Origin of the sequence: Delftia sp. WY8 (genome assembly GCF_018437695.1) — a bacterium.
Lineage (GTDB): Bacteria > Pseudomonadota > Gammaproteobacteria > Burkholderiales > Burkholderiaceae_C > Comamonas > Comamonas tsuruhatensis.
The window spans coordinates 2,363,263-2,380,571 of the sequence record NZ_CP049795.1 but is presented as its reverse complement, the minus strand read 5'-3'; the positions used below and the strand labels follow the sequence as shown (position 1 = coordinate 2,380,571).

At 65.9% G+C, this 17,309-nt stretch carries 13 protein-coding genes and 1 tRNA gene; 6 read left to right on the top strand and 8 right to left on the bottom strand.

All coding sequences use genetic code 11. The features are described from left to right. Nucleotides 1-58 precede the first annotated feature (58 nt). The gene (locus G4D77_RS11015) at nucleotides 59-469 is read left to right on the top strand and encodes a hypothetical protein (protein ID WP_047217464.1); all 411 of its coding nucleotides are present in this window, start codon (nucleotides 59-61) and stop codon (nucleotides 467-469) included. Between the two features lie 81 nt (nucleotides 470-550). Here G4D77_RS11015 and G4D77_RS11010 read toward each other — a convergent pair whose 3' ends face one another. Then, complete coding sequence (locus G4D77_RS11010) at nucleotides 551-1,843, bottom strand: MFS transporter (RefSeq protein ID WP_016453158.1); 1,293 nt, start codon at nucleotides 1,841-1,843, stop codon at nucleotides 551-553. Nucleotides 1,844-2,445: 602 nt separating this feature from the next. Here G4D77_RS11010 and G4D77_RS11005 point away from each other — a divergent pair. The 5 genes from G4D77_RS11005 to G4D77_RS10985 all read left to right on the top strand — a co-directional run bounded on the left by G4D77_RS11005 (nucleotide 2,446) and on the right by G4D77_RS10985 (nucleotide 9,941). Then, entirely contained in the window at nucleotides 2,446-4,614 is a 2,169-nt protein-coding gene (locus tag G4D77_RS11005; protein ID WP_016453159.1) for a TonB-dependent siderophore receptor, read from the top strand. A gap of 249 nt (nucleotides 4,615-4,863) precedes the next feature. Continuing rightward, a complete protein-coding gene (locus G4D77_RS11000; protein WP_016447976.1) occupies nucleotides 4,864-6,060 on the top strand; it encodes an imelysin family protein in 1,197 nt (398 codons plus the stop codon). A 104-nt stretch (nucleotides 6,061-6,164) separates the two neighbouring features. Continuing rightward, a complete protein-coding gene (locus G4D77_RS10995) occupies nucleotides 6,165-7,661 on the top strand; it encodes a di-heme oxidoreductase family protein (protein ID WP_154835632.1) in 1,497 nt (498 codons plus the stop codon). Further along, nucleotides 7,661-8,746, top strand: a complete 1,086-nt coding sequence (locus G4D77_RS10990) for an imelysin family protein (protein WP_213757955.1) — start codon at nucleotides 7,661-7,663, stop codon at nucleotides 8,744-8,746. The genes G4D77_RS10995 and G4D77_RS10990 overlap by 1 nt, the downstream gene beginning before the upstream one ends. Next, on the top strand, nucleotides 8,730-9,941 hold the full coding sequence (locus G4D77_RS10985) for a DUF1513 domain-containing protein (RefSeq protein ID WP_154835628.1): 1,212 nt from the start codon (nucleotides 8,730-8,732) through the stop codon (nucleotides 9,939-9,941). The genes G4D77_RS10990 and G4D77_RS10985 overlap by 17 nt, the downstream gene beginning before the upstream one ends. A gap of 17 nt (nucleotides 9,942-9,958) precedes the next feature. Here the strand turns inward: G4D77_RS10985 and G4D77_RS10980 are convergent, their stop codons facing one another. The 7 genes from G4D77_RS10980 to G4D77_RS10950 all read right to left on the bottom strand — a co-directional run bounded on the left by G4D77_RS10980 (nucleotide 9,959) and on the right by G4D77_RS10950 (nucleotide 17,172). Continuing rightward, nucleotides 9,959-10,828: a nucleotidyl transferase AbiEii/AbiGii toxin family protein gene (locus G4D77_RS10980; protein ID WP_154835626.1), complete on the bottom strand. Its 870-nt coding sequence runs from the start codon at nucleotides 10,826-10,828 to the stop codon at nucleotides 9,959-9,961. Next, nucleotides 10,818-11,855: a type IV toxin-antitoxin system AbiEi family antitoxin gene (locus tag G4D77_RS10975; RefSeq protein ID WP_154835624.1), complete on the bottom strand. Its 1,038-nt coding sequence runs from the start codon at nucleotides 11,853-11,855 to the stop codon at nucleotides 10,818-10,820. The genes G4D77_RS10980 and G4D77_RS10975 overlap by 11 nt, the downstream gene beginning before the upstream one ends. 185 nt (nucleotides 11,856-12,040) lie before the next feature. Then, nucleotides 12,041-12,117, bottom strand: a tRNA-Met gene (locus tag G4D77_RS10970). 129 nt (nucleotides 12,118-12,246) lie between these two features. Further along, nucleotides 12,247-13,026 carry an enoyl-CoA hydratase gene (locus tag G4D77_RS10965; RefSeq protein WP_016447972.1) on the bottom strand — a complete coding sequence of 260 codons (780 nt, stop codon included), beginning with the start codon at nucleotides 13,024-13,026 and terminating at the stop codon, nucleotides 12,247-12,249. A 95-nt stretch (nucleotides 13,027-13,121) separates the two neighbouring features. Further along, a complete protein-coding gene (locus tag G4D77_RS10960) occupies nucleotides 13,122-15,044 on the bottom strand; it encodes a M61 family metallopeptidase (RefSeq protein WP_154835620.1) in 1,923 nt (640 codons plus the stop codon). Between the two features lie 121 nt (nucleotides 15,045-15,165). Further along, nucleotides 15,166-15,882 (bottom strand): DsbC family protein, encoded by a 717-nt coding sequence (locus G4D77_RS10955; protein WP_016447970.1) that lies wholly within the window; start codon nucleotides 15,880-15,882, stop codon nucleotides 15,166-15,168. A gap of 144 nt (nucleotides 15,883-16,026) precedes the next feature. Then, nucleotides 16,027-17,172, bottom strand: coding sequence for an FAD-dependent monooxygenase (locus tag G4D77_RS10950; RefSeq protein ID WP_026062153.1), 1,146 nt, complete (start codon nucleotides 17,170-17,172; stop codon nucleotides 16,027-16,029). Between the last annotated feature and the right edge of the window lie 137 nt (nucleotides 17,173-17,309).

Below are 17,309 nucleotides of genomic sequence, written 5' to 3'. Positions count from 1 at the left end.
TTTGCGTCGAAGAGCCTTTGCGACTGCCTCCCAGGCCTCACACGGCCTTGCCCCTGCCATGAAGACCACCCTGTCCGCCGCCCTGATCTGCCTGTTCCTGTCTGCCCCGGCCCTGGCCCGTCCGCTGGACCCGGCGCCGCTGGATGCCTCGCAGTTCAACCTGGGACTGGTCGGCCTTGCCGGCGAGATTTCGCCAGCGGAGCGGCACCTGGAGGCCATGCTCAGGCGGCCCGAGGCCAATGCCGTCCTGCTGTCGGTGATCGACGATCCGCGCCGATCTCCCGTGGCCAAGCTCTATGCGCTGTGCGGGCTCAAGCGCATGGGCAGCGGCGGCTACGAGGCAGCGCTGGTCAAGCTGCGCGGCTTTGAGGGCCAGGTTTCCGTGATGCTGGGCGACCAGATGTTCCAGGAAGACATCCGAGAGGCGGCAGACCGCATCGAAAACCTGGAATGCAGCGAGGGCGGCTGAGCCCCGGGCCGGCCGGTCCCGGGACAAAAAAAGAGCTGCCATCGGCAGCTCTTTGCATGGCAGGGCCGTTGCCCGCACCGCTCAGGACAGCTCGCGACCCTTGAGTTCGGGGATCAGGAAGGCCGTGGCCAGCATGTCCAGCACATAGATGGCTGCCAGCAGGGCGATCGCCACCTGGAACGAATAGCTCATGGCCAGCGCACCGATCACCACCGGGCCCAGTCCGCCCACGGCACGGCCGATGTTGAACAGCACGTTCTGCGCGGTGGCGCGCGCCTCGGTGGGATAGGCCTCGCTCATCACGGCGCCGTAGCCGCCCATCATTCCGTTGACGAACAGGCCCATGAGGGCCCCCGCCCAGAGCATGGCCGCAGGGTCGGACAGCTGTGAATAGAGCACGACCATGATGACCGAGCCCAGCTGGAAGATCAGGAAGCTGGGCTTGCGGCCGATGCGGTCGGCCAGCTGGCCGAAGACCCAGATGCCGACCATCATTCCCACCACGGTCACGGCAGTCCATATCGAGGACTTGGTCAGGCTGAAGCCCAGTTGCTTGGACAGGAAGCTGGGCATCCAGATCATGATGCCGTAGTAGCCGAAGTTCTGGACCGAGGTCAGCACGATCACACCCAGGCTGACCTTGGCCGTGGCGCGGTCCTTCACCAGCAGCTTCAGGCTTTGCAGCACCGGCACGCGGGCCGACGGCGTGGCGGACTGCTGGCGCTTCACGAAGACCTCGGGCTCGTGCAGCTTGTTGCGGATCACCCAGGCCACCACGGCCGGGATCACGCCCACCAGGAACATGCCGCGCCAGCCGATGAGGGGCAGCAGCAGCGGCGTCAGCAGCGCCGCACCCAGCACACCCATTTGCCAGCCCAGGGCCACGTAGGACGAGACGCGCGCGCGGTGGCGGGCAGGCCAGGCCTCGGCGGCCAGTGCCATGCCGATGCCGAACTCGCCGCCCAGGCCGATGCCCGCAATCGTGCGGTAGGCCAGCAGGTCCCAGTAGCCCTGCGCGAAGGCGCACAGGCCCGTGAACACGGCGAACAGCATGATGGTCCAGGTCAGCACGCGGATGCGTCCGTAGCGGTCGCTGAGCAGGCCGAAGAAGATGCCGCCGAACACGGCACCGATCAGCGTCCAGGTCACCAGCGAGCCGGCCTGGCCCGGCGTGAGGTGCAGGTCGGCCGAGATGGCCGACAGCATGAAGCCCAGGATCAGCAGGTCGAAGCCGTCCATGGCATAGCCGACGGCCGAGCCGGCCAGGGCCTTCCAGCTGTAGCCATTGACCTGGGTGGCATGGGCGCCGGCATGCGTGTCTGTGCTGGCGCCGGCAGCATGGGCTGCGAGCGCCCCGGAGGAAGTGGTGGTCACGTGAAGATCCTTGAAAGCCAGGACGGCGCGCGCTCTCGCTGGGGTGCGGCACCGCGCAAAACGCCTGCGCCGCCGGCTGAGCCGGCGTGCGGGCACGCTGCGCGTGTGCTGCATCCTGGGAAGGCGATGGGCACGGGAGTCCTGGTGGGAAAACAAGCTGGGCGGCCGGCATGCCGGGGCATGGCAGGGGCTGCGCGCAAAGACAGAGCGCAAGGTGCAGCGCCAAAAGACCGCTTCTGCAAAAAAGCGAAAGCCCTGAATCGGCTGGGCGATCAGGGCTTGGAGGCTGCGGGCAGGCCCGGTGAAAAGGGCGCTCCCATGCGGGCGGGCGCAATGGTAAGGGAAGTGGCCGGACAAGGCAAGTAGGGCAGGCTTGCCAGACAGCTTCTACGGCATGGACGGCTGGTACTGCCCGGCGGGCGCGGGACGGATTCGGGTGTTGCGCGGATGCAGCAGCCCCTGTGCTGCCGATGGCCCAGACAATTGAAGAAACGATAATGAGAACAAATCGCATTCGCTTTCTCTTCATGCCCTTCGACCCATCGGAGGGCATGGCGAGGAAGTTTTTTTATTGCCGTATTGCTGTTCTCCCGGAGCATTTCATGCCACTGCATCGCCTTCAACCCGGCCATCGCCCTGCGCCTCTTGCGCTGGCCATCTCCCTTGCCATCGGCGCCCTGTCCGCTCAGGCTCAGGCATTGCCGGACACGCAGAACCCGGCCACGCTGCCCACGGTCAACGTGATCTCCAACCAGTTGGGCGAGGTGACCGAAGGCTCGGGCTCCTATACGCCGGGCACCATTGCCACAGCCACGCGCATGGTGCTGACGCCGCGCGAGACGCCGCAGTCCATCAGCGTGGTCACACGCCAGAAGATGGATGACTTCAACCTCACCTCCATCGACCAGGTGATGGAGCACACGCCCGGCATCAGCATCGTCACCTATGACAGCGAGCGCACCGAGTACTACGCCCGCGGCTTCGCCATCCAGAACTTCCAGTACGACGGCATTCCGATGATGCGCGACTCCGCGTACTCGGCCGGCAACACCCTCAGCGACATGGCGATCTATGACCGCGTCGAGGTGCTCAAGGGCGCAACCGGCCTGCTCACGGGCAGCGGCACTCCGGGCGCGACCATCAACCTGATCCGCAAGAAGCCCACGCGTGATTTCCGCGGGCATGCGTCCATCTCTGCGGGCAGCTGGAGCAACTACCGCACCGAGGTGGATGTGGGCGGCGCACTCAATGCAAGCGGCAGCGTGCGCGCGCGTGGCGTGGCCGCCTACCAGGACAAGGACTCGTTCATGGACCGCTATTCGCGCAAGACCGCGACGCTGTACGGCATTGTGGAAATGGACCTGACGCCACGCACTTTGCTGACGCTGGGCGGCGATGCGCAGAACAACCGTCCGGTCAACTCCACCTGGGGCGGCATTCCGCTGCTCAATGCCGATGGCCAATTCAATGACATGCCTCGCTCGCACAACAACGGCACGCGCTGGAGCCGTTGGGACCAGTACACGCGCACGGCCTTTGCCACGCTGGAGCACAGCTTCAGCAACGGCTGGGTGGCCAAGGCGCAGTTCAACCACCAGATCAACGGCTACAACGCCAACCTGGGCGCGGCGGCTGCGGGCTTCCCCAACCCGGCCGACGGCTCCGGCGTGTCGCTGTGGCGCGGCCAGTACATAGGCCGCACCACCAGCAATGCGCTCGATGCCTACGCCAGCGGGCCCTTCTCGCTGGGCGGGCGCGAGCACGAACTGGTGCTGGGCGCCAGCGTAGCAAGGCGCCACTGGAAGAACGATGGCTACTGGCAACTGCCCGCCGACTATGTGTCCACGGTCAATGACTACTACCACTGGAATGGCGATTCGCGCCTGCCGGTGTGGGGCGCCTCACCCGACTACGTGAACAGCGAAGTGACCAAGGAGCAGGGCTTGTACACGGCGGCGCGCTGGAACCTGGCGGCCGACCTCAAGCTGATCACGGGCGGGCGCTGGTCCAACTATCGCAACCAGGTGCAGGGTCAGCGCGAGACCGGCGTTTTCGTGCCCTATGTGGGCGCGATCTACGACCTCAATGGCAACTATTCGGTCTACGCCAGCTACACCAGCATCTTCAGCCCGCAGTCCAAGCAAAACGAGAGCGGCAAGGCGCTGGACCCGCTGCGCGGCAACAACGCCGAGGTCGGCGTCAAGGCGGCCTTCATGGACGGCCGCCTCAATGCATCGGCGGCGCTGTTCCAGCTTCAGCAAGACAACTTCGGTATCGAGACCGGCGGCCTGACGCCCGGCGGCGCCACGGCCTACCGGGCCGTCGATGGCGTCAGGACGCGCGGCTTCGAGGCGGAGATATCCGGCCAGATCACGCCCGCCTGGCAACTGCAGGCCGGTTTCTCGCATGCCATTTCGCGCGACCAAGGCAAGCGCGTGGCCACGCTCACGCCCTCCAACCAGTTCAGCCTGCACACCAGCTACAGGCTGGACGGCCCGCTTTCCGGCCTGACGGTGGGCGGCGGCGCGCGCTGGCAGGACAAGACCTGGGGCGACATCTCCACGCCATCGGGCGGCACGGCCGTTCACACCGTCAAGGGCTACTGGCTGCTGGACATGATGGCGCGCTACGAGTTCAGCAAACAGCTGTCGGCCACCGTCAACGTGCGCAACCTGCTGGACAAGAAGTACTACACCATCTTCAGCTACTACAGCACCTACACCTGGGGCGAGCCGCGCTCGGTGAATGTCAGCCTGAACTACAAGTTCTGAGGCCCGGCCCGCGCTGCGCCAGCGCGGGGTCTTTGGCCCTGGCGCCAAGGGCGCCGTGCTAGGCTGGCGCCCGCTGCGGCCCGTGCGCCGCAAGCGCTCCCATTGCCGTCCGTTCACTGCCCGTTGGCCGCCCGGGTCCGTCTATGACCTTGCGGTGCAGTGCGGCGATATCTCGCAGGTTTTGCCAATAAAAACAATTCTCATTACAGTTTGGCATTCCGAGTTCTCCAACCTCCGATCCTTTCTGCCATGCATCCCATCCTGATTGCAGCCGCCCTCGCTTTGGGCGCGGCCGCCCCGATGAGCCAGGCCGCAGCCGCCGGCACCGTTCAACAGCCCGTGAAGAAGAACCTCTCCGTTGCAGAGGTGGTCAAGCATTACGGCACCCTGGTGCACGCCAATTACTCGGATTCCATCAGCTCGGCCAAGACCATGCAGAAAGCCATCGGGGCCTTTCTCGCATCACCCAGCGAGCAGGGCCTGAACAATGCGCGCAAGGCCTGGCTGGATGCACGCGAGTACTACGGCCAGACCGAGGCCTTCCGCTTCTACGCCGGTCCCATCGACAACGATGAAGGACCCGAAGGCCAGATCAACGCCTGGCCCATGGACGAGTCCTATGTGGACTATGTGGAAGGCAACCCCAATGCCGGCATCATCAACAACCGCAAGGAAGCCATCACCAAGAAGCGCCTGGCCGAGCTCAACGAGCATGACGGCGAGGAGAACGTTTCCACCGGCTGGCACGCCATCGAGTTCATGCTCTGGGGCCAGGACCTGAATGACAAGGGACCGGGCGCGCGTCCCTACACCGACTTCGTCGATGGCAAGAAATCCAATGCCGACCGCCGCCGTGAGTACCTGAAGGTGGTGACCGAGTTGCTGATCGAGGATCTGCAGTCGGTGGCCGACCAGTGGAAGCCCGGCTCGGCCAAGAATTTCCGCGCCCAGTTCGAGAAAAAGCCCGACGACGCGCTGCGCCGCATTTTCGTGGGCCTGGGTTCGCTGTCGCGCGGCGAGCTGGCCGGCGAGCGCCTGGAAGTGGCGCTGGCCAGCCGCGACCAGGAAGACGAGCACTCCTGCTTCTCGGACAACACGCACCGCGATGCCGTGACCAATGCCCAGGGCATCCTCAACGTCTGGCAGGGCAGCTACAAGCGCCTGGACGGCAGCGAGCTGCAAGGCCCGGGCATCAGGGACTGGGTGGCCTCCAAGGACAGCGCGCTGGCCGACAGGACCACGCGCCAGATCACGCAGTCGGTGCAGGCGGCCCAGGCCATTCCCGCGCCGTTCGACCAGGCCATCCAGGGCGCGCGCGACTCGGCCTCGCGCGCCAAGATCCAGGCCACCATCGACAGCCTGGTCCAGCAGAGCAAGGACCTGGTGGAGGCGGCCAATGCCGTCGGCATCACCCAGCTCAACCTGGTGGACCCCAAGGCCAACTAAAAGAACATTCACCCCAAGCGTCCAACCCCTCTCACGCCCATGCGCCAAGGCCGCCGCCCCCGAAAGGGTTCGGCGGCCCTGGCATTTGCAGGGTCGCCCTCACCATGAAATTTTCCCCATTGCTGCTGGCCGCAGCCTGCCTGAGTCTGCTGGGTTGCTCGGCGCAACAGCAGGAGTCCAAGGCTGCCGCGCCGCCAGAGCCGATGCCCGCGTCCACGCCTGCGGCGCAACTGCTGTTCGCGGCACCGGGCGAGCCGCTGCCCCCGGGTGGCCAGACCACGGTCCACGCCACGGGCCGCAACGCCTTCTCGCTGCCTGCCGCCAACCTGGACGATGCCGAGCGCACGCGCTTCGTCATCGGCAACTCCTTCTTCAAGCGCAACTGGGTGCAGGCGCCGGCCTCCACCACGGCGCGCGATGGCCTGGGCCCGCACTTCCTGGCGCGCTCCTGCGGCGGCTGCCATGTGCAGGATGGCCGCGCCCAGCCGCCCGACTTCCACAACCCGCTCAAGCCCCAGCCGTTCGCGGGCCTGCTCATGCGGCTGTCCATTCCGGGCGAAGGCCCGCACGGCAGCCCGGTGCCGGACCCGGTCTATGGCGACCAGTTCAACACCGAGGGCGTGCTGGGCGTCAAGGGCGAGGGCCAGCTGCGCATCCGCTATGAACAGGTGCATGGCCGCTTTGCCGACGGCACGGCCTACACGCTGGAAAAGCCGGTCTACGAGCTGGCTGCGCTCAACTACGGCCCCCTGGCTGCCAACCTGATGACCAGCCCGCGCATTGCGCCCCAGGTCATCGGCCTGGGCCTGCTGGAGCACATCCCGGAGTCCGAGATCCTGGCCAACGCTGCCGCCCAGGCGGCCCTGGGCGGCCCCATCAAGGGCCAGCCCAACTATGTCTGGGATGCCTACGGCGAACGCATGATGCTGGGCCGCTTCGGCTGGAAGGCCAACGTGGCCTCCATTGCCCACCAGACGGCCTCGGCCTTCCTGGGCGATATCGGCATCACATCGAAGCGTTTCCCGCACCAGACCTGCACGCCCGCACAAAAGGACTGCCTGGCCGCGCCCGACGGCAACGGCGCCGAGGGCGTGGAGATCGAGGACCGCGTGCTGGACGATGTGATCTTCTACCAGGCCACGCTGGCGCCGCCTGCACGGCGCAACGCCAGCGACCCGGCCGTGCGCCGTGGCGAGGCACTGTTCCACCAGGCCCAGTGTGCGCAGTGCCACCGGCCCTCGTACAAGACCGGCGGGGAGCTGTTCCCCGCGCTGTCGCCGGCACTCAGCAGCAAGGGGTTGTCTGGCCAGACCATTGCGCCCTACACCGACCTGCTGCTGCACGACATGGGCGATGCGCTGGCCGATGGCCGGCCCGACTTCAAGGCCTCCGGCCGCCAGTGGCGCACGCCGCCGCTGTGGGGCATAGGCCTGCTGCCCGATGTCAACAACCACCAGCGCCTGCTGCACGACGGCCGTGCGCGCGGCGTGCTGGAAGCCATCCTCTGGCACGGCGGCGAGGCCGAAGTCGCGCGCGAACAGGTGCGCCAGTTCAGCGCCGAAGACCGTGAAGCCCTGGTCAAATTTGTGGAGTCCCTCTGATGCAAGACATGCGCATGACCCCTCGCCAAATCCTTTGTGCCGCCGCGCTGGCGCTGCTGGCCACCACCCCGGCCCAGGCCCAGGAAGTGGAGGCCAACATGGCCATCCCCTTCTACAACACGGCCCATGCCGTGCAGGGGCTGTATGGCCAATGGTTCTCGCCCCAGGCCAAGGCCGCGCAGGCATCCGCCCAGGCGCTGAGCCAGGCGCTGCGCGCGCACTGCGCAGCACCTGCGGGATCGGCCGCTGCCACGCTGCAGACGGCGCGCCAGGCCTATGTGCAATCGTCGCGGCAGTGGAGCAGCTTCTCGGCCGTGGCCCTGGGGCCGCTGGTGGAGCGCCGCTCGGCGCGTCTGGTGGACTTCCGCCCCATGCGCCCGGCTCTGCTCAAGAAGGCCATACAGTCGGCCCCCGCCGATCTGGCTGCCATGGAGCGCATCGGTGCACCCGCCAAGGGATACCCGGCGCTCGAGAACCTGCTGTGGACCCAGCCCGTGGAGCCGCAGACGCCGGCTTGCGCCTATGCCACCCTGGTGGCCGAGGAAATCGGCGCCGAGATGGGCATCCTCAGCAACGGCTTTGCCAAGCTCGCGACCCAGAATTGGTCCGAGGATGGCGATGCCACCACCGAAGCCATGGCCGAGTTCATCAACCAGTGGGTGGGCGGCCTGGAGCGCCTGCGCTGGGCGGACATGGAAAAGCCCTTGCGCAGTGCGGGCAGTGCAGGCAGCAAGCCCCCCGCCTGGGAGCACCTGGCCAGCGGCAGCACCGTCGAGGTCTGGCGCGCGCACTGGCAGGGCCTGCGCACGCTGGCCGTGAGCGTGGACCGCAAGGTGCCCCGGCCCGGCGTGGACATCGTGCCCATCGAGTCCTACCTGCGCGGCCGTGGCCTCAACCCGCTGGCCGACCGCTGGCTCAAGGCCGTCAACGAGGCCGATGCCGGCATGCGTGCCCTGACCGAGCCGAGTGCCAAGGCCGTCGATGCCGCGACCAAGCCGCTTTCGCGCCTCAAGCGCCTCATGGAAGGCGAGGTGGCGCCTGCGCTGGAAGTCAACATCGGGTTCTCGGATGCCGACGGGGATTGAGCAGGCGCTGAATCGCCGCCGCTGGCTGCAGGGCCTGGGTCTGCTGGCTGCCATGCCGCTGGCAACCTCCCATGCGGCCAGGCCGTCTGGACCGGCACGGTCGCTGGCTGCGGCCTGGATGCAGGGCGAGCAGATGCGTGTCGGCATCGTGCAGGCCAGTGCGCAGGTGGACAGGCCGCTGCAGGTGCTGCAGGCCCTGGATGTGCCCACGCGCGCCCATGGCATGGCCGCGCTGCGCGACGGCTCCGTGGTCTTCGCCAGCCGCCGCCCCGGCGACTGGCTGGTGCGTCTGAAGCCGGGACAGGCCGCCGAGGATGCGCAATGGCAGTGGATAGAGCCCGACCGCTTCTTCAACGGCCATGTCATCGAAAGCGCCGATGGCCGCCATCTCTACACCACTGAGACCGACCTGGAAGATGCCCAGGGACTGATCGGCGTGCGCGATGCCATCACCTTGGAGAAGATCGCCGAATGGCGCACGGGCGGCATGGACCCGCACCAGCTGCTGCTGGACGCCGACGGCACGCTCATGGTCGCCAACGGCGGCATTCCCACGCAGTCCGAGACCGGCCGGCGCAAGCTGCAGCTGGACCACATGGACTCGTCCATCGCGCGGCTGTTGCCGGCAGAAGGCGGCGCCCGTGCCGGCCTTTGGAAGCTGGACGACAGCCGCCTGAGCCTGCGCCACCTGGCCTGGGGCCCGCAGGTCGCCCACGCGCCCGCGCGCCGCTGGCTGGGCATTGCGCTGCAGGCCGAGCACCGCGACACCGAAGCGCGCGCCGCCGCGCCCGTGCTGGCCCTGTTCGATGGCCACCGTTTGCATGCCGTGCCCCTGCCCGAAGGGCGCGAGCCCCTGGCCGGCTATGGCGGCGACATCGGTTGCGACGGCCAGCTCTTCGCCGTCAGTTGCCCGCGCGTGAACACCGTCACCTGGTGGCAGGTGCCCGGCAACGGCCAGGCCAGCGGACGCTGGCTGCGTGGCGATGCCATGCCAGGCGTGTACTGCGTGGCCAACGCAAGCGTCTCGCTCGATGCCAACGGCCGGCCCCTGCCTGCCGAGCCCGCGCTGTGGATGGGCGGTGCGCGCCAGGCCCAGCTGCGACAACGCGGCCAGGTGTTGCGCACGGTGGCGGTTCCCGGCATGGCATTAGACAATCACTGGATTGCGCTGAGGGTCGGAGCTGGTGGTGCGTGAGGTGAGTGCAGTGGGGGTCAGGTGCTGGCCCTGAAGCCTTCCAAGTAGGCTTGAATGAGTGCTTCATACGGTGCGCTGTTGCCACCAAGCTGAGCGCCGGCCCGCAGTAGGCTATCGACCATGCGCCGCCGCCACTGCTCGTCCTGCAGCCAGTGGATTACCTTCTTTGCGTTTTCAGGCGAGCACTCTCGTTGGGCATCGACCCCCAAAAAATACGACCCTGTTTTCGCCATGTCGTACTCGTAGTGTGCAAGCACGCTGGCATCGCCTTGGTAGATTCTGTCCCCTATTCCTGCATCGCCATAGAACTTGCACAGGGTCACAAAGTCCTGCGCATCCTTGCTGGTTTGCAGTCCTCGGTCATTCCATGCTATGAGCTTGAGAACCGAAAGCGATGGCAGAGAACAGACCTTGACCTTCAGGCCTTGTCCAATATCCACTGTCACAGCACTGCGATGTGCTTCCTCGAAGCCTGAAACATTCATGACGATTTCGTGTTCAGGTGGCCAAGAGATTTCGGCCTGCGCATTGGCGACAGGTCCAAAGGGCACCAGATCCAACGGTATTCCCAGGGTCATGTCCTTAGGCATATAGAGCAGGCGTTGTACCGATTTTTCCGCTATTTTAAAACAGCCGCTTTCGATCAGTGATTCTTTCAGGCCATGGAATTGTTCCCAAGAATCCAAGTAGAGGCCCAAGTCCACATCCTTGGTGGCCCTGCCAGGCTTCAGGCCGAACACATGGCGGAGGAGAATGTCTCGGGCCATGGCGCCGCCCACGAAAATACTGATTGGCGTCCGATCGGCACAACGGAGAGCCTGACTAAGGATTTCATGCAGCAATGGTTCGACGGGGTGCTGTGCATCGACGGTGAGTTCAACTGTCAAGATAGCGGCTCCGTATCAGGCTTGCTGTTTCCACGCAGCGTGGATCGGGGGATGCAGCTAGGTCGGCGTACACGAGCAAGGCAGGGGCGCAATCTTGCTGGCTGTCGAGGGGCCAGAAAGAATCAAGAATTTCGACAGATCCTTGCGGATCGGCACGCAGCCGATATTTTTTTATTACATCCATTGGGGATTTGCTGTAAATGGTATATGTCAGCGGTTCCATGTAGTGGATCATCCGATAGGCCGCCTCTTCCCCACTCCAGCAAGATCCTGAAGGAAGATTGTCGGCGTGGAATTCAGAATGGGTTGTCGAGAAACGATGAGCCTGCAGCTTTCTTCTCAGCGTCAGCGGATAGTTGGATGCCCATAAATCCATCAGCGCCGTTTTCTGAATCAGACGGCGACGGTTCTTTTCGTGTCCTTCGATAAATTTGTGGCTGGCCAAGCTTTCTAGAGTGTGACTGACTGAACCCAGTGAGACTTGAGCCCTGAGGCTGATCTCCCGATAGGGCGTATTGATCAGTTCTGGCGAGATGAGCAGGTTGAACAGGATGCGCATCCCGGCGCTGGTGGCCAGAGCTTTGAAGCTTCCATCCGTTTCGTGGATCTTTGGGCGTGGCATGCCGGCCACGAACAGGATGCTGGAGCCGATGCGCAAGAACATGTTCCCTGCCGCGTCAAGGAAGTTCAAGTGGGCTTCTTTGCATTGCAGAGCCTGCTTCAAAGGCATGTGGGGGATGATGAGCAGTGGTGGGTAGTTACCGTGGCTATCCTTCAGGCGCGATAGCAGCACGCCCATGTCATGCAGTTGGGAGTGGTTGCGCTGAAGGGTGTGAAAGCGTTCGCTGCGTCCATCGAGCCAGATGTCAGCGAAGCCAAGGCGCTGGCCGTCGCGCTCTTCGGAGGATGATGGCGGTAAGGAGAGCTTCAGTGCCAGATCTGGAACAGTCCGGCGAGCGGCGTCAAGCACGGCTTCTTGTAGAACGGGGTTGTTCAAAATTTCACCTTGTTCATTTTGGATGAACATTTTGAAAAAATGAACATCCTCCTTGGAAGATGAGCTTGACTATAGACAGTTTTGGCCCGTCATGCACCTTGACCTTGATTGCTTTTTGAAGCTGCCAAGGAGGCTCTGTGTGCGGTGAGGTGCGCGCTGCATCGATGTACAACGGAAAAAGGGTCTACGCTTGCACGTAGACCCTTTTCTTTGTTTGGTGGCGCTTCACGGACTCGAACCGCGGACCTGTGGATTATGATTCCATCGCTCTAACCGACTGAGCTAAAGCGCCGTAAGACCTAAATTATATGCAGAATTTTTGGTCGATCCGGGAAGTTGTGCAAATTTCTCGAAATTTCTTTGCGAGAGGCCTGCAGTGCCTTGCCGGAAGACGCGCATTGTAGCGTGTCTTTCAGCAGGTTCAGAGATGTTTGAAGTTTGCGGGGCGCTTGTTGACGAAGGCGTCCATGCCTTCCTTCTGGTCCTGGGTGGCGAACAGCGCGTGGAACAGGCGGCGCTCGAACATGACGCCGTCGGCCAGCGAGCCCTCGAAGGCGCGGTTCACCGATTCCTTGGCCGCCATGACGGCGATCTGCGAGAAGCCGCTGATGATGATGGCGGCGCCCAGGGCTTCGTCCATGAGCTTGTCGAAGGGCACGACGCGGCTGACCAGACCGGCGCGCTCGGCCTCGGTGGCGTCCATCATGCGGGCCGTGAGGGCCATGTCCATGGCCTTGGACTTGCCCACGGCACGTGGCAGGCGCTGCGTGCCGCCGGCGCCGGGGATGACGCCCAGCTTGATTTCCGGCTGGCCGAACTTCGCGTTGTCGGCGGCGATGATGAAGTCGCACATCATCGCCAGCTCGCAGCCGCCGCCCAGGGCAAAGCCGCTGACGGCGGCGATCACGGGCTTGCGGATGCTGCGGATGGTCTCCCAGTTGCGCGTGATGTAGTCGCCCTTGTAGGCGTCGGCAAAGCTGTACTTGGCCATGGCGCCGATATCGGCGCCGGCCGCAAAGGCTTTCTCGCTGCCGGTGATGATCATGCAGCCGATGGCCTCGTCGGCATCGAAGGCCTGCAGGGCCTGGCCCAGCTCGTTCATGAGCTGGTCGTTGAGCGCGTTGAGCTGCTTGGGGCGGTTGAGCGTGATGATGCCGACCTTGTCGGCTTCGACGCGAACTTCAATCATTTCGTAGGCCAAGGGAGTCTCCTGCTGGGGTTGTCGTCGTGATGCTCAAGAATAACCGGCCAGGGGCGCGGGTGCGCGTGTGTGCATGTGCGCGCCTGCACCGCGTTTCACGGCGTGCCGGGAGCCTGCGGGCTGTCGGCGCGGCCGCCCAGCCAGCGTCCCACGGCCTCTTCGTCGGTGATTTCCAGGGCGAGGTTGCTGGGAGACGGGAGCTGTGGAGCGCTGGAGATGGCAGCTTTTGCATCGCCGTTGTCCGTTTTCTCGACCATGGCGGCCTCGCTCAGCAGGGCCGAGCCCCAGGGCAGGGTGAAGGCCAGGATCTGGCGGTCGCGGGCCACCCAGGCCACGACCTCCAGCGCCGTGCCTGCGTACAGCGCCACATCGTCCAGGCGGGTGATGCGCCAGCGTGCGGGCTGTGCATCCTCGGCCCCGGTGGGCAGCTCGATGGCCAGCCATTCGTCGCCGGCCATGAAGCCTGCGCGCTCGGCCAGGCTGCCGCGCAGCACGGTCTTGACGGTGATGCCCTGGCTTTCCTGTACGCGCAGGCCCAGCCGCTGGGCAGTCTGCGCCGGTTCGGCCTTGGCCTGCACGCCCTGGGCGGCCAGCAGCTCGGCCAGCGGCAGGTCGTCGGTGCCGTGCACCCATTGCGTGATCTCGGGGGCGAAGCTGCGCCCGCCCAGCTCCTGCAGCACGGCCAGCACATCGGCCTCGCGCATGGGGCCGCCCTGGCAGCGCTGCCACAGCGCGCGCATCACGTCGTCCAGCGTGCTGCGGCCTTCGCGGCGCAGTTGCAGGTCCAGGGCCAGCGCGACCAGGCAGCCCTTGGTGTAGTAGCTGACGGTCTGGTTGGGCGTGTTCTCGTCCTGGCGGTAGTACTTGACCCAGGCGTCATAGCTGGCCTGGGCCACGGACTGCAGGCGGCGGCCCGGTGTCTGCAGCACCTGGTTGATGGTGCGCGTGACCAGCTTGAGGTACTGGGCGTTGTCGATCAGGCCGGCGCGGCGCAGCAGCAGGTCGTCGTAGTAGCTGGTGAAGCCTTCGAAGAACCACAGCAGCTCGGTGTAGTTCTCCTGCCCGTAGTCGTAGCGTGCGAATTCTGCGGGGCGCAGGCGCTTGACGTTCCAGGTGTGGAAGTACTCGTGGCTGATCAGGCCGAGCAAGGTGGTGTAGCCCTCGGCGGCCTTGCGCTCGCCCACGCGCGGCAGGTCGCGCCGGCCGCAGATCAGGGCCGTGGAGTTGCGGTGCTCCAGGCCCCCATAGCCGTCATCGACCACGTTGAGCATGAACACATAGCGCTGCATGGGCGCGGGCGTGGCCTGCTCGCCCGTACCGTGCCAGAAGGCCAGCACGGTCTCGCAGATCCTGCGTGCATCGGCAACCAGGCGCGCGCCGTCGAAGCTGGGCGCGGCGCCCGCAACGACGAAGCTGTGGGGCACGCCCGCGGCCACGAAGTCGCCACGCCAGAAGCTGCCCATCTCCACGGGGCAGTCCACCAGTTCGTCGTAGTGGGCAGCGCGGTACAGGCCCCAGCCGCGCGCATCGGCGTCCACGGCGTCCAGGCCGGTGGCCACCTGCCACGATGCCGTGGCGTCCGATGCAAGCAGCTGCAGCGTATGCGGCGTGTCTTCCTGGCCGTGCACGCGCAGGCACAGGCTGGTGCCGTTGAAGAAGCCGCGGCGGCGGTCCAGCCAGGCCGTGCGCACCGAGCTGTCGTAGGCGCAGAACTGGTAGCTGAGCACCAGCGGCACGCCGGCTGCGCAGTCGGCCTGCCAGAGGTTCTTGCCCTGCTGGGCCAGCGCGACGGGACGGCCGTCCTGCTCGGCAGACAGGTCCTGGAGGTTCTTGGAGAACTCCCGCACCAGATAGCTGCCGGGAATCCAGACCGGCAGCGACAGGGTCTGGCCGGCGGCCGGGCGGGCGATGTGCAGCTGCACGCTGAACAGGTGCGCGTCCACATCAAGGGCCTGCACGCGGTAGTGGATGTCCGCTGCGGCAGTGGCAGCGGCGGTGGCGGCGAGGGGAGAGGTCATTCGGGCTCCTGCAGGTGTGGCCTGGAGGCTGCCCGGGCCCGCTGCGGCGGGCTGGAGCCGGGAAGCTCCGGCCAAGGGGAATCAGAGGGGCGGGCCCGGCATCGGGCCCGCGAGGCGGCGATCAGCGTGCGGCTGCGGCTGCGGCCAGGTTCTTCTCGACTTCCTGGGCGCTGATGGCGCCAGGCACTCGGGTGTTGTTGGTGAAGATGACGGTGGGCGTTCCCGTGATCTTGTACTTGCGGCCGAAGGCCAGGTTGCGCTGCACGGCCGAGGTGTCGCATTGGGCAGCGGCCGGTACCTTGTCGCGCAGCATGTGGTCGGCCCATGCACCGGCCTGGTCCTTGGCGCACCAGATGTTGCGCGATTTCTCGGCCGAATCGGGGCTCAGGATGGGGTACAGGAACAGGTAGATGGTGACGTTGTCCACGTTCTGCAGGTCGCGTTCGAAGCGCTTGCAATAGCCGCAGTTGGGGTCCTCGAACACGGCCATCTTGCGTTCGCCCTTGCCGTGGACGATGGTCACGGCGTCCTTGAGCGGCAACTGCTTGAAGTCCACCGCCGTCAGCTGGTTCATGCGGTCTTCGGTGAGGTTGCGGCGTGCCTTGGTGTCGATCAGCTCGCCCTGGATCAGGTAGTTGCCCTTGGCGTCCGTGTAGAACAGATCCGTGCCGATGCGCACCTCGAACAGGCCGGACATGGGCGTGGGGCGGATTTCGTCGATCTTTTCGAGCTGGGGAATGCGCTCGGTCAGCGTCTTGCGCAGGTTGGCGTCCTGGGCGTGAACACCGAGGCTCCAGGTCAGGCTGGCAGCCGTCAGCAGGCAGGCGAAGAGTTTCATGGCAATGCGGAGGTGGGCGGGGCCGCGTTCAGGCCGGCCGCGCCGTGGTTGAGGGGGGAGTGCGCAGCGCAGTGCGCCACGGAGCACGGGTACGAGTCGCAAATCGGCAAAGGGTTCAACGGCAAGCATTCCTGCATGCCGGGCTCAGGCGCCGCTGCGCGGGTCCAGGCCCATGGCCTGGCGCGCCATCCAGTCCTTGAGCGGGCCGAAGCGCTCGAAGCCCTTCATGCCCCAGTTGCGCAGCATCTGCACCGGCACCTCCGGTCGGCTGAACAGCTGCTGCAGCCCGTCCATGGCCAGGCCCATGGGCGCCAGCGCGGCCTTGCGCTCGCGTTCGTAGCGGCGCAACAGGCGCAGATCGCCCGTGCTGCGCCAGTAGCCGCGCTCCTGCAGCACGCGGGCCAGGGCCTGCACATCGCCCAGGCCCAGGTTCAGGCCCTGGCCTGCCAGCGGGTGCACGTTGTGGGCCGCGTCGCCCACCAGCACCCAGCTGCGGGCCGAGCGTGCATCGCCGTCAGGCATGGAGCCGCACCAGTGGTCGGCCACGGCCTGCTGCAGCGGCCAGGCCATGCGCGGTGCGCTCAGCTCCAGCCGGCCCAGTGCGCCCTGGCTGATGGCTTCCAGCCGCGCCGTGAAATCCTGCGTGTCGGCGGCCAGCCAGCCATCGGCCAGCTCGCGGGCGATGGACCAGACCACGGCCACGCTGTGGCCTTGGGGGCCTTCCAGCGGAAGCAGGGCCAGGATGCCTTCGGGCGTGAACCACTGGCGCGCCACCTGGCCGTGCGGCAGCTCGCAGTGCAGCCGGGTGGCGATGGCGTGCTGTGCATAGGGCGTGACGGCGAAGTCCACGCCGAACTCGCTGCGCGTGCGGCTGGCACGGCCTTCGCAGATGGCCGTCAGCGGCGCGGCCACGGGCTGGTGCACCACCTCGACCATGGGCTGGTAGCGCACGGCCTCGGCCAGGCGCTGCTCCAGCGCGGGCACATCGACGATCCAGGTCAGGGCGTCGACGTCCTGGCGGGCAGCGTCGAACAGCACGTGGCCGTCCAGGTCGCCAAAGACTTCCATCTGCGTCACGGGCGTGGCGTGCTCGTCGTCCGGCCAGCAGCGCAGGCTGTCCAGCAGGCCGCGTGCGCTGGCATTGAGCGCGTAGGCGCGCACATCGGGCGCGTTGCCGGTGGGAGCGGCCACCACCAGGGCCACGCGCAGCCGTTCCCGGGCCAGCAGGAGAGCCAGGGTCCGGCCTGCGATGCCGGCCCCGCGTATACATACATCAAAGGTTTGCGCCATGGCCGGCATTGTAGGAGTCCGGGCCATGCCGGGGATTCCAACTGGCGCAAACTCCGGCTTTGGCGTGATGTGCCGCAGCCTGCGTCGCCATCTGGCATATTGCCGCCCATCGCATGGCGCCATTCGCGCCATGGATG